A 12,307-nucleotide genomic window follows, 5' to 3' on the forward strand; every position below is an offset into this window, starting at 1 on the left:
GATCGGTGGCCTACCGGCCGGACGGCATCGCCTGGTTCGCCTCGTCCGTGGTGTTCGTGAGCCGGTCCGTCCCGGTCCGGTCGAAGCTCCGCTGGCAGCGCGCGACCCAGTCGCCCGGGTCGTCGCTGGGGGTCGCGTCGGCCCTCCCGTCGCGCTCTTCCGGTTCCGTGGCGGCCGGCGCGCTGTCAGGTGTGTTCGTCGGCTGGTCTGCCGTGGGGCGGTACTGCTGGGTCGCGGCGTGTGTATCGGTTCTCATACGGGTCGTGTCGACGGTCGGCGGTCGGGTGGTCGGAGAGCGGCGCTGGGACGGAGAACGAGTCAGCGGTGTACCCGTACGAGCATCGGTACCAGTCACTCGACACCAATCCATAATAAAAGTTCATGTTCGACTGTGGGCTCACGGGGGGTCGACGGAATCGCTAGCGGTCGTCGGGTCGGCGGTGGTGCCAGCCCGAAGAGTCACCATGTGCCGCGATACCACTGTCCCTCCCATGATTTAAACGTGTACCCCACATATACTACGTGTGAGCGAAGAAACACAGGAGCGGCGGAACCTCCGCATGCCCAACAAAGACGAGCTTTTCGCGGTAGTCACAGAACACAACGGCGGCAACCACGTCCGCGTCCAGTGCGAGGACGGTGTCAGCCGAATGGGCCGAATCCCCGGCCGAATGAAGTACCGCACGTGGATCAACGAGGGCGACGTCGTCCTCGTCGAACCGTGGGACTGGCAGGACGAGAAGGCGAACATCGAGTGGCGCTACACCGGCCAGGACGCCGACCAGCTCCGCCGCGAAGGCCACATCCAGTAATTCTACAGTTCTGACCGGCAGGCGAGAGTCTGCAGGCAGGTCCGTCACAGCCCGACCGCTGGCTGGTACGGCGAGTGGTGACGCTGTCGCGTGTACGACACAGTGACCGACGAGAGACCCTTCTATCGATTCTCCGGTACCGTCCGACCGCGGACTTACAGGTTCCCGACTCACGCACTCTCGGGGCCGTCCACACGGACGACCCGCGGGTCCGAGCCGGTGAGCCAGAGCACGTAGTCCTGCTCGTCGTCGCTGGGGTTCACGTCGCGGTGGACGAGGCCGGCCGGGACGTGGAAGCACTCCCCGGCACGGGCCAGCGCGCGGTCGTCGGGACCGGTCCCCCACTCGACGTACCCCTCGCCGGCGACGACGTACCCGAACACGTCGTTGTCGCCGTGGTGGTGCCAGTCCGACTCGATGCGGCCCTCGGCGTGCCCGCGGACCTGCTGGACCGGAGCCTCCGGGAAGGGCATCAGCCGGGTCAGGTTCTTCAGGGGCGCGGTCGGCACGAGGTCGTCCGGGCCAGCGACGCGGGGGCTGGCGGCCGACTGTGCGCGCGCCGATTCGACGAACGCGGTCAGCACGACCAGCTCGTCGGGCCCGGGGTTCTCGACCCAACGCCCGACAGCCGCCGGCGCGTGGACGAACGCTCCCGCCGCGGCGGCGACTGCATCCTCGCCGCCGTCGGTGGTGACCAGCCGGAGCTGCCCCGCGAGGACGTAGCCGTAGGCATCGCGGTCACCCCGAGTGTCCCAGTCGGTGGCTTCACCGGGGGCGAGCCTCGTCCTCGTCAGCGCCACGTCCCCGGTCTCGAAGACCGTCGTCTGCTGGCCGTCCCCGCCGTCGTCCAGTGGGACGACGGAGACGGCCCGTGTCGATTGCATGGTCTCGTGTGTACAGACGCGCCCAGGGGGCGTAACGCGCACGGGGCCGCGGGGCGCCTGACGCAGTAGCCCTTTCCGCCTGGCGGTCGCGGGTCGCGTATGGACGTACTCCTCATCGGCGGGACCGGGCTCATCAGCACGGCCATCACCCGCCAGCTGGTCGACGCCGGCCACGACGTGACCATCGCGACGCGGGGCGAGACCGACGCCGACCTGCCCGCGGCCGTCGAATACGTCACCTGCGACCGGAACGACGCCGCCCGCCTCCGGACGGTGGCCGAGGCGGTCGCCCCCGACTGCGTCGTCGACATGGTGTGCTTCGACCCCGAGCAGGCGCGCGAGGCGGTCGCGGCCTTCGCCGGCGTCGACCAGTACGTGTTCTGCTCGACGGTCGACGTGTACCACCGGCCGACCGCCAGCGTCCCGAGCACCGAGGACGCCGCCCGCGAACCCGGCGTCAGCGAGTACGGCCGGAACAAGGCCGCCGCGGAGGACGTGTTCTTCGACGCCCACGGGGACGCCTTCGCGACGACGGTCATCCGGCCGTGGAGCACCTACGGCGAGGGCGGGCCGGTCCTGCACACCCTCGGCACGGGCACCTACTACGTCGACCGCATCCGCGAGGGGAAGCCCATCGTCGTCCACGGCGACGGTACCTCGCTCTGGGGCCCCTGCCACCGCGACGACGTGGCCCGCGCGTTCGTCGCCGCCGTCGGGAACGAGGCCGCCCGCGGCGAGGCGTACCACGTCACCAGCGAGTCGGTACTGACGTGGAACCAGTACCACGAGACGGTCGCCCGCGCACTCGACGCTCCCGCCCCCGACCTCGTCCACATCCCGACCGACGCGCTCACCGAGGCCGTCCCCGACCGCACGGGGATGCTCCGGGACCACTTCCAGTACAGCACCGTCTTCGACAACGCGAAAGCCCGGCGCGACCTCGACTTCGAGCAGACAGTCTCCTTCGAGGACGGCGTGCGCCGGACGGTGGCGTGGCTGGACGAACACGACGAGATAGAGCCGTGGGACAGCGAGAACGACGACCGGCTCGTGAGCACCTGGCGCGACGCCACGGCGGGATTCACCGCGGCGTTCGAGTGACGAGCCCTCTGCCTATCGCCCGCCGTGCTTCCGGAACCAGACCTGTTCGCCGACCGGCGACTCGCCCGGGTCGAGGTCGAGCCGCCGGGTGAACAGGTCGCGGATGGCGACCGTGACCACGAGTTCGACCTGCTCGCCGTCGTCGGTGTCCGTGACGGTGACCACGCAGTGCCCGTCGCGTTCCTCGAGGCGGTCGATGGTGCCCGTCCGCCAGCGCTCGCGGTCGTGAGTCGGCTCCCGGGCGTGGATGCGGTCGTGGGCCATCAGTCGCCCACCGCCGGTTCGCTCGATTCGAGGACCAGTTCCGCCAGCGCGCGCCGCTTGAGGAGGACGAAGCCGAGGAACACCACGCCGAACCCGGCGAGCGTCAGCGCGGTGATCTGTTCGTCGAGGATGAAGACGCCCGCGACCGTGGCGACCACGGGAACGAGGTAGGCGACGAGGCTGGTCTCCAGCGCGCCCTGGACCTCCAGCAGTGTGTAGTAGATGAAGAAGGCGACCGCGGTCGCGAACACGCCGAGGTAGACGACCGCGCCGACCGCCGTCGGGGCGGCCGGGAGGGTGAACGGTTCGCCGAGGGCGACGCTGGTGCCGTGCAACAGCACCGCCCCGACGGCCATCGACCAGCCCGAGAGGGCGGCCCGGTCGAGCGTGGGCCGCGAGCGCTGGACGAGGACGCCCCCGAGCGCGACCGACGCGACCTGCCCGAGCACCAGCAACCGGCCGAGGGTGCCCGTGGCGAGGAGGTTGTCCGGGTCGGGCCTGACGATGAGGGCGACGCCGAGGAAGCCGAGCAGGATGCCGACGGCGCCGACCGCGGACACCCGCTCCTCGGGGAGGATACCGAGCGCCCACAGCGTCGTCGCGATGGGGACGAGGCTCTGCATGACGGCGGCCACCCCCGAGGGCACCGTCTGCTGGCCGACGAACAGCAGGGCGTTCCCCGCGACGAGGAAGACGCCGCCGGCGACGACCGCCGCGAGGTCGTTCCGGGCGGTCGGGTACCAGTCCGCGGTCCGGACGACCCCGTAGCCGACGAGCAACACGGCCGCGATGTCGTACCGGAACGAGGCGAACAGCACCGGGTCGAGCGACTCCAGCCCGACCGTGATGGCGGGGAACGAGAGCCCCCACAGCGTGGCCAGCAGGGCGAACAGCCCGACGACGAGACGAGTACGCACTGGGTGAATCCTGTGGCGCCAGTGGGTTATGCGTCTCGATTCGAAACCGGTGTCGCCACTCGGCGAGCTGGAGCGCGTCGTGACCGGGCGCTGGCGCTCTGGAGGAGTAGTCGTCGAAAGAAGCGTTGATACGCTCTGTCGCCCCGGTGGCGACTAGTCTCTAGAAATCCGAATTATACGCGAACGACGTTCTTCGCGCGGGGACCCTTGGGAGCGTCCTCGATATCGAATTCGATCTCAGTACCTTCCGTCAGGTCCTCGCCACCGACGTCCTCCATGTGGAAGAAAACGTCCTCGTCAGCATCCTCAGTCGCGATGAAACCGTAGCCGCCTGTGTCGTTGAAGAAATCAACCTTACCGTTTGCCATTGCAAATAGACCGAGCCGGGGCACACGGATAAGGGTTGGCATTCGTCTGTGAAATCGAGGTATCGGTACACATGCATTGCTGAAACGATGAGAATGCTGAACGAGCATCCACGACCATCGGGTTCTAGACAGTGTGGGTGCCCGGTTCGACAGAACGTCCCCGTACTTCCGCCGAATCCACAGTTCCCAGTGGCGACGACCCACACATCGGAGCGATAGCTCGTCAGCGCGGGTCGACTGACTCGGCGTCGCGGCTGCCGTAGCTCGGCGGACTGTGGTGTGTCGTGGTACTACGTCAGACCCGGCAGTCGCTCGGCGCTGGGTCACGAGAGAAACGAAGTCACGCTACGCCGCCAGCTGGCGACCGTGCGGTAGAATCGAGTTAGTTAGTGCGAACGACGTTCTTCGCGCGGGGACCCTTGGGAGCGTCCTCGATGTCGAATTCGATCTCGGTGCCTTCCGTCAGGTCCTCGCCGCCGACGTCCTCCATGTGGAAGAAAACGTCCTCGTCAGAGTCCTCGGTCGCGATGAAACCGTAGCCGCCAGTGTCGTTGAAGAAATCAACGTTGCCGTTTACCATTGCGAATAGACCCAGCCGGGGCACACGGATAAGGGTTGTCATCTGTCCGTAAATTCTGGGTTTTGAGAAACACACATCGTCGTTATCGCCAGAATCGAGTACATTCGACCATACAATGTCGGTTTCCCGTGGATATAGTGACCGGACCGTCGGAACGAACGACTGCCCCTGTGGTATCGACAGTTCCCGTGGGTCACCAGCCCGCCTCGCCTCACCGCGAGGGGCTCCAGACACGTGCCACAGTAAATCGCGTTTGTAGACTGAATCGGCCAGTAATCACGGTTTCTGCGGGAAACTCTGGTAACTATTCTAGGACCTATACCACGTATGTCCACAGACACTAAATAGTGTGTCTCGCTAGCATGCACCAGTTATGATAGAGACCACGGTCGACTCGCTGGCACTCCACTCGCTCGATACCGTCACGCCCGACACCCCGGTCCGTGATGCCGCCGAACGCCTCCGCTGCCCGTCGACCCCGGCACTGACGGTCGTCGACGGTGACACCGTCGTCGGGACCGTCACCGAGGCCGACATCGTCGCGATGGTCGCCGAGACCGGTGAGCGCCGCACCGTCGAGTACGTCATGTCGATGCCGGTCACGATCTCGCCGGCGGCGACCCTCCACGACGCCGCCGACACCATGCGGGCGACCGGCGTGGAGTACCTCCCGGTCGTCGACGAGACCTACTGCGGGCTGCTGTCGGTCGACACCCTCGCCCCGTACCTCTCCCGCCGGACGCTCGACTTCGAGACGCGCGAGGAGTCGATGCCCGTCGAAGCCGCCGGGACCGGCGAGCTGGCCGCGGGGGACTGACGGAACCGCAGGTCCCCGGCCCTACCCGATGTGGTGGTCGAACTCGCGCTCGGCCAGCGACTGCAGGATGCCCTTCGCCTGCCCGACCGTCTGGTCGTCGATGCCCTCGACCGCCTCGACGCTGTGGCCGCCGGCGTAGGCCGTCTCCAGGGCGTGCAGGTTCAGGTCCCCGTCGGGGCCGACGACCGGGAGCTGGAGGTCGCCGAAGTCCTCCGGCGGGAACCCGGTCGCAGAGAGCAGGAAGTGGTCGTCGATGGTCGAGAGGTCGTCCGTGTCGAAGTCGTGTTGCCGCGGTGCATCCCAGTCCGCAGTGGTCGTTCCAGCGTAGGAGACGCCGTGGAGTTCGTAGTCCGGCATGGGCGAGACTGGCGCTGGCTGGCCGGTAAAGGTGGCACAAAACGTGGACTGGCCCGGGGACACCGTCCTGTCCGGAGCGCTGGCTGCGGCCCGTCCTCGCTCACCGCGGCAGCTGGCCGTTCATCGCCGGGAGCCAGTTACAGGTACAGTCCTTCGAGGGGCAACAGCAGCCGTTGTGGCACGGCTCCGCCGCGTCGACCTGCACGACCGGGGCGTCGAGTGCGGCGACGAACGATTGCACGACCGTTCCCTCGCCCTCCCCGTCGACGAGGGGAACCCGCAGGCGCTCCCCTCCGTCTTGCTGTCCGTCGTCGCTCCCCTGGGGTTTCTCGGCTGCTCGGCCGGTCCGGGCCGAGCGTTTGCTGATGGCCGCGAGGCGCTGTGGTCCCTCCCCCTCGTGGAAGTCCCGCGGCAGGTACGCGAGCGACTCGCGGTCGAGAGCGCCGTCGTAGGAGACCGACCCGAACCGGCCTCGCTCGCGGGTGAACCCCGACTCCGCCGCCGTCCGCATCGCGGCGAGGTCGTCGCCGTGTTCGACCTCGACGACATCGGTCGGGCCGTCGGCGACCAGCATCGTCGCGCTGTTCTCGTAGAGTGCACCGTCGTCAAGGTGCCAGCCGCCGACGTAGAGCAACTGGTCGCCGCGACGGATGCGCCGGGCGTGGAACAGCGCCGGCAGCGGGCAGGGACACCCCGGCGGCTGGACCGTGACCGCCCCGACGAGCCATGGGGTCATCGCGGCCCTCCCGACGGTCGTCTCTCCGCCCCAGTTCGACGGGACCGTCGACAGGCCGTCGTCGTCGCTGTCGCCGTCGCCCGAGTCGGCGACGAACCGCCACGAAGGCTCCTTCTCCTCGCCGGCGACGGTCGAGACGACGACGCCGGCTCCCATGCGTTCGACGGCGACGCCCCGGCTGCTGCCGCCGGTATCGACGTCGAGGTGGGCCGGGCGACAGGCCGCCTTCTCGTCGCCACTCGCCCCGCCGGCCCCGTCGGAATCGGCGTGCCAGCATTCCAGCCGGTCGTCGTCGGCTCCCGCCGTCGCCCGCCCCCAGACGAACATCCCCTCGTCGTTGGCGAGACGCGTCGGCTCGGCGGAGAGCTGGTCGAGCAGGATCTCCGGCGTGAGCACGTCCGCGAGCGACTCCTCGCGGCCCGTCACGCTGGCGTCGGGCACCACGACGACGAACCGCTGGGCGACCGTCGGCTCGGCCGCGAGGTACTCGAAGAGTCGTTCCATCGTTCCGTCGTCCAGCCCGTCGCCGTCACTGTCGAAGTCGATATCGGTGCGCGGTCTGTTCGACCGGCTGCTGTTGTAGTCCTGCGCCGCCATCTTCGAGTCGGTGTAGATGCCCTCGAGTTCGACCGACCTGGAGACGCCCTCGAACTCGCCCCTGGCGACGATGGGGACGAACTCCATCGTGTACTCGGCCTCGACCTGCTGGCGCTCACCGGTCCGGTTCTCGCCGCCGGCGTAGAAGAACGACGGACTCGCCACCGTCGCCGAGACGACTCGCCCGGCGACCTCGTCCCCGAGCCGACCCCGGATATCCCCGATGCACCCGCTCAGCCCCGCCATCCCCACGGCACCGGCCGCGGCGAGCAGTTCCCGCCTGCGGATCGTCCCCGCCCCTCCCAGCTGTCGACTGTTAACACCCATCTTATCAACTGGTTTAGGAGATTCGCAGACATAACCGTATCTGTGGGTTCGGGGACAGGTCGGGCGGGGGCGGTCAGTACCCGAGCGTTTCGAGCGTCTCGTCGAGGGGTTCCAGGTACGCCTCGCCGAAGTGTCGAACGTGGGTCAGCAACGGGTAGAGCCGGTAGACGTGCCGTCGCTCGTCGTAGCCCGGGGCGACCCCGGCCACCGCACGGTAGCGCTCGAAGAACGCGTCGCCGGCCACCCCGGTCCACTCGGCGTAGGCCAGTTCGACCTCGGGGTCGGCGTAGTAACACGCCGGGTCGAGGAACGCCCGGACGGTCTCGCCGTCGGTCAGCAGGTTCGCCGACCAGACGTCGCCGTGGACGAGCGACGGCGTGGGGTCGTGGGCCAGCATCCCCGGGAGGTCGTCGCCGAGGGTGGTGAGTCGCTCACCGAGATGGGCCGGTAACACGCCCTCCTCGCGAGCGCGGGTCGCCGCGTGGGAGAGTCGCTCCTCGCCGAAGAACGTCGCCCAGTCGTCCCGCCAGGGGTTGGGCTGGCAGTACGCCCCCGTCAGCGTGTCGAACGGGAAACCGAACCGGTCGGCGTCGGTGGCGTGGAGGGCGGCGAGTCGCTCGGCCAGGTCGCGTTCGACTGCCGGGGATATCGTCGAGCCGCCCGCGACGAACTCCAGCACCAGCAGGTCCGGCGTGACGTGATAGACCTCGGGAACGCGGAGCTCACCCACCGACCGCAGGTGCGCGAGCATCTTCGCCTCCGTCCGCAGGTCGGTCTCGGCGGTCTTGACGACGACGCGGCGCCCGTCGGCGAGGTCGACGCGGTGGACGCTCCCGACCTGCCCGCCATCGAGTTCGGTCACGGTCGTGACGCTGCAGCCAGCCCAGTCGGCGACCGCCGCGGTGGTCGACTCGTCCATCATCGACATGCTGTCGGGCCCCACAGATAGCCTCTCTGGAAGCGGTGACCCGGGTGCAGCCCCCCGACAGCGCCTCGTCGAGGGTCCGCGGGACCGGACGGTCGTCCCCGTCGCTCGGTTCCGTGGCTGGTCGAGTGCTCGACTGGTGAGTTCGCGAGGAGTATCGCTGGGTACGATTACTGCGACGCGAACGAGTTGATGCCACTCTGGACCCAGTACCAGGAGATGACCCCGAAGAAGAGGAACAGGAGGAAGACCGGCATCGGGTCTTTCTCCGTCATCGGCTCTGCTGCTTCGGAGATCTGCCAGAGAACGATGATGTTCGCGAACGGGATGATGGCCAGAATCGGACTCAGACTCTGGTCGGTCCCCTCGTCGAGCATCTTCGCTGTCTTGTAGGTCCAGTATACCGGGTACAGACCGAACGTGATCACGGTCAGAACGACCTGCATTCCGAGCGACCCCGTCGAGAATGCGGAAGGGTTCGTCACCTGTGGTGTGTCAGACATACATGTGCCAGTAGAGGTCAACTAATAAATAATTACTTGCCAGCGAAAGGTCCGCCACGGTATCTGTCGTCGAAGCGGAGTACGGTGGAGTACGTCGACACGGACCTGCAGGACGGTCCGAGAGAGAACTGGCCTCGGCACTCACGACTCACGATCTATCCATAGTGAATGTGTTTAGTGGAGCTATAGACGCCGTTCAATCCGTAATCCGTTCACTCTCTTGCTACTCCTCGCGCATGTGCTCTAGAATCTGGAAGAATCGAAATGCGGGTTCATCGAAACTCTTCTTCGTCTCTGATGCCCGCTCACGGAGTTCACGCACCCGTTCGGTGTACTCATCGTTGATTACGAGTTCTATCGACTCGTCGTAGTCTCTCTCAAACTGTTGTGTCATCTCTTCTAACCCGTCCGTCAGATGACCCTCGGACACATACGGCGACCAGAACTGAAACCTGTACTCCTCAGCATCGTCAAAAACGCCCGTGACTAACTCGTAGTCTTCCTCGAATTTGTGGAAGATACGTTCGAGCGAGTGCTGATAGCTCTTGTTTCCATATTTACTCCACCATCCCTCCTCGTCGGGGGAGCCTGAATATAGTGACCCTCGAATGTGCGTAACGATCTCGCAGGCATAGACCGTCTGTTCCCCGTTTGTTGATTTGACGCCAAGCACGTCGAGTTCCGTCTGTCTTCCCGCTTCTTTCGACCGCTGATTGTACGAGACGAGTTCACAGTCGCTGATGACTCGAAGGTATGCCCCGACAATTAGCTCGCCAATCTGTGCTTGAATCATGGCTCCTCAACGGAGCGTACCAGTCGGTCACGCAGTTCGTCAATGTATCCCGAGTCGGGATGTAGTCGATACTGCATCTGGTCTCCCATCCATTCGTAATCGATGAGACGGTACGTGAAGTCCTCACTGTATTTCCGGGTGAACCCCGAGAGGATGCCGGATATCGCTTGACCACCGCCCGTCGAAAGGTCATACTCGTCCTCCATCCGCTGACGGACATCCTCGTTCAGCATCCAACCACCGTTATCGAGCAGGATTCGAATGAACGCCTCCTGTCGGTTCGTTAACCGGCGGAAGAAACTATCTGGGAGACTCTCGTACTCTATATCATCAGAGCCTTCGTCGATACTCGACCCGCCCGACGTCTGCGGTTCAGACGCAATCCCCCACTCTTCGAGTGCAAAGTCGACTATCTTCTGTTCCCGTTCCTCAATCTCGTCGCGTCCGAACTCGTCATAGTCAGCGAGGCTCTGCTGCACTCGCAGGTTCGAGGATTTGTATTCCGCTTCACGCCCTTCGGGGGCAATCTTCTTTTGCTCGAAGGGCAGGTTGCCGTAGTTCTTGTTCCAGTACTCGCTCGCAACGGTGAGATTCCCGAGACGGTGAACGTGGTCATCGAACTCCTCGTGCAGGTTTTCTGGGATATGTTCCTCGGGGAGTTTCCGGGCGAGGATGTGTTCGACCTCGAACGAGGTAGAGAGGATCTGTTCGAGGTCACGCTGTACGTCTTCGCGTATCTCGATGTCTAGGTTCTGTCCGTAGTGGTAGAACAAGTACCGAATGTCCTGACTCGACATCGACTCGTAGAAGTCAGGGTCACGAAGATTGCGCTCAAAGCGGTCATCGTCGGTGTAGATGCGGGTAATCGAGTCGAGACGATTGACCACGTCTTCAAACAGATACGAGTCGTCTGCATGAATCGAATGAGCGAGGCGCACTAATCTGCCTCGTCCCGTATCGGCCCGCCTGCCATCGGTTGCATAGACGCGGAAGACGAGCGTCTCGCAGCCGCGAATGATCTCCGCCATCTTGTCCGGTTCATCGTCACCGTACTCCATCTGTGCCGCCATCAGGACGGGGAGAACGTTCGCAACCCTGCCGAGTATGAGCAGGCGTTTCAGTGCGGAACCGACTTCATCTGGACGCTGTGAGGGATTGAACAGCGCAGCGAACGCTGACGCTGCTTCACGAAGATTCAGGGTGTATTCGTCAATTTCGTCCTGAACGGCATCGTACTCCCCGTTCCGGTACTGCTCTCGGAGCCTGTCTTTGAGCGTATCGAGACTGTTGAAATACTCGTCAGAATCGTATCCGTCGTAGATTCCCCAGTGGAACCGTTGCACACTGTCTTCGTCGAAATCACTCACTCTGTCATGCCCGTTTGAGAGGACGAACAGCTCACGGTAGATGCTCCCGAATCGCTGCTTGATTTTTGTCTCAAGAGCACCCTGGTTGCTGGAGCGGTCGTCCATATACATCAGGAAGCTCTTCGTTTTGTCGAGCGAAGACAGCGGCTTCCCGCGGTCGTTTAGACTCTCGAAAATCGATGCCGCCTCCGAGTCGCTGTCTATCTCTACGACGTTGATTTTGCAGTCGTAGCGCAGGCGCTCGGATATCTCTCGAACAGGCAGGTCTTCAAATTCCGTCTGGAAATACTCCTTCGCGTATTCGAGACGTTCCTGTGATGGAGTTTCGCACTCTAAACTTGCATTCCCGAATAGGCTGTCACGGAAGAATTCACCGTCTTGATCCTGCGGCATTAGCCGGGGGCGCTCCTCGATGGGGAAAATCAGATTATCTTCTGAGACGGTTTCGTCAACCACATCATCGAATTGTGTGGCGACGTGAAGGAAGATAAGCGCGGTCGTCAATCGTTGTTGACCGTCAACCACATCATACACGTCGAAGCGCCTTCCTCTGTCGGTTTGGTACTGTTGGTCTTTTTTGTCGAGGATGATGTTTCCGAAGAAGTGGTTGGATTCCTCGGGTAGATATTGGAGGTCGTCGACAAGGTCTGCTAACTGGGATTTCTCCCACGAATAGCTACGTTGATATGAGGGGATGTCAAAAAACCCATCCTGGTACAAGGATGCGACCGTTTCAGTACGGGTTTGCATACATCTGTCATCTACGGATTCTCTGTTAGTTCTTTGGGCAACGTCGGTTTGAGAGCATATCCACGGTCAATTAACGAAGTCTATCTATTCATAAGACAAGAGACTGTCAATTTATAGACTGATGTGGCTACTCAGAGTACGCTTTATTCAACTCCGGCTGATAAATTCCTTCTCTCAGAGCGGGAAAGCACCAATTTTTGACGTTATTT

The 12,307-nt window shown here is 64.0% G+C and carries 15 protein-coding genes; 3 read left to right on the forward strand and 12 right to left on the reverse strand.

Annotated elements, in window-relative coordinates:
• Positions 1-10 precede the first annotated feature (10 nt).
• Positions 11-256, reverse strand: coding sequence for a hypothetical protein (locus NOV86_RS06440; RefSeq protein WP_267640516.1), 246 nt, complete (start codon positions 254-256; stop codon positions 11-13).
• 268 nt (positions 257-524) lie between these two features.
• On the opposite strand from NOV86_RS06440, the gene eif1A reads away from it, so the two are divergent.
• Complete coding sequence (eif1A, locus tag NOV86_RS06445) at positions 525-812, forward strand: translation initiation factor eIF-1A (protein ID WP_267640518.1); 288 nt, start codon at positions 525-527, stop codon at positions 810-812.
• Between the two features lie 170 nt (positions 813-982).
• Here the strand turns inward: eif1A and NOV86_RS06450 are convergent, their stop codons facing one another.
• Positions 983-1,696, reverse strand: a complete 714-nt coding sequence (locus tag NOV86_RS06450; protein ID WP_267640519.1) for a cupin domain-containing protein — start codon at positions 1,694-1,696, stop codon at positions 983-985.
• 99 nt (positions 1,697-1,795) lie between these two features.
• Between NOV86_RS06450 and NOV86_RS06455 the strand changes: the two genes are divergently transcribed.
• Positions 1,796-2,797, forward strand: a complete 1,002-nt coding sequence (locus tag NOV86_RS06455; RefSeq protein WP_267640520.1) for an NAD-dependent epimerase/dehydratase family protein — start codon at positions 1,796-1,798, stop codon at positions 2,795-2,797.
• Positions 2,798-2,809: 12 nt separating this feature from the next.
• Here the strand turns inward: NOV86_RS06455 and NOV86_RS06460 are convergent, their stop codons facing one another.
• The 4 genes from NOV86_RS06460 to NOV86_RS06475 all read right to left on the reverse strand — a co-directional run bounded on the left by NOV86_RS06460 (position 2,810) and on the right by NOV86_RS06475 (position 4,926).
• Positions 2,810-3,061, reverse strand: a complete 252-nt coding sequence (locus tag NOV86_RS06460; protein WP_267640521.1) for a DUF7861 family protein — start codon at positions 3,059-3,061, stop codon at positions 2,810-2,812.
• Positions 3,061-3,978: a DMT family transporter gene (locus NOV86_RS06465; RefSeq protein ID WP_267640522.1), complete on the reverse strand. Its 918-nt coding sequence runs from the start codon at positions 3,976-3,978 to the stop codon at positions 3,061-3,063. Before NOV86_RS06465 ends, NOV86_RS06460 begins: the two co-directional genes overlap by 1 nt.
• 173 nt (positions 3,979-4,151) lie before the next feature.
• Entirely contained in the window at positions 4,152-4,346 is a 195-nt protein-coding gene (locus NOV86_RS06470) for a cold-shock protein (RefSeq protein ID WP_261652217.1), read from the reverse strand.
• A 382-nt stretch (positions 4,347-4,728) separates the two neighbouring features.
• Positions 4,729-4,926, reverse strand: coding sequence for a cold-shock protein (locus tag NOV86_RS06475; protein WP_261652218.1), 198 nt, complete (start codon positions 4,924-4,926; stop codon positions 4,729-4,731).
• 373 nt (positions 4,927-5,299) lie between these two features.
• Here NOV86_RS06475 and NOV86_RS06480 point away from each other — a divergent pair, with 373 nt between their 5' ends.
• A complete protein-coding gene (locus NOV86_RS06480) occupies positions 5,300-5,743 on the forward strand; it encodes a CBS domain-containing protein (RefSeq protein WP_267640523.1) in 444 nt (147 codons plus the stop codon).
• A 21-nt stretch (positions 5,744-5,764) separates the two neighbouring features.
• Here NOV86_RS06480 and NOV86_RS06485 read toward each other — a convergent pair whose 3' ends face one another.
• The 6 genes from NOV86_RS06485 to NOV86_RS06510 form a co-directional block, all read right to left on the reverse strand.
• Complete coding sequence (locus NOV86_RS06485) at positions 5,765-6,100, reverse strand: hypothetical protein (RefSeq protein ID WP_267640524.1); 336 nt, start codon at positions 6,098-6,100, stop codon at positions 5,765-5,767.
• 100 nt (positions 6,101-6,200) lie between these two features.
• Positions 6,201-7,760, reverse strand: a complete 1,560-nt coding sequence (locus tag NOV86_RS06490) for a hypothetical protein (RefSeq protein WP_267640525.1) — start codon at positions 7,758-7,760, stop codon at positions 6,201-6,203.
• Between the two features lie 73 nt (positions 7,761-7,833).
• Positions 7,834-8,679: a fructosamine kinase family protein gene (locus NOV86_RS06495; protein WP_267640526.1), complete on the reverse strand. Its 846-nt coding sequence runs from the start codon at positions 8,677-8,679 to the stop codon at positions 7,834-7,836.
• 176 nt (positions 8,680-8,855) lie between these two features.
• Entirely contained in the window at positions 8,856-9,188 is a 333-nt protein-coding gene (locus NOV86_RS06500; RefSeq protein ID WP_267640527.1) for a DUF4234 domain-containing protein, read from the reverse strand.
• A gap of 223 nt (positions 9,189-9,411) precedes the next feature.
• Positions 9,412-9,981: a hypothetical protein gene (locus NOV86_RS06505; protein WP_267640528.1), complete on the reverse strand. Its 570-nt coding sequence runs from the start codon at positions 9,979-9,981 to the stop codon at positions 9,412-9,414.
• Positions 9,978-12,098, reverse strand: coding sequence for a DUF262 domain-containing protein (locus NOV86_RS06510; protein WP_267640529.1), 2,121 nt, complete (start codon positions 12,096-12,098; stop codon positions 9,978-9,980). The genes NOV86_RS06505 and NOV86_RS06510 overlap by 4 nt, the downstream gene beginning before the upstream one ends.
• Positions 12,099-12,307 lie beyond the last annotated feature (209 nt).

The sequence above is a fragment of the Haloarchaeobius amylolyticus genome (assembly GCF_026616195.1).
In the GTDB taxonomy this organism is placed as follows: domain Archaea; phylum Halobacteriota; class Halobacteria; order Halobacteriales; family Natrialbaceae; genus Haloarchaeobius; species Haloarchaeobius amylolyticus.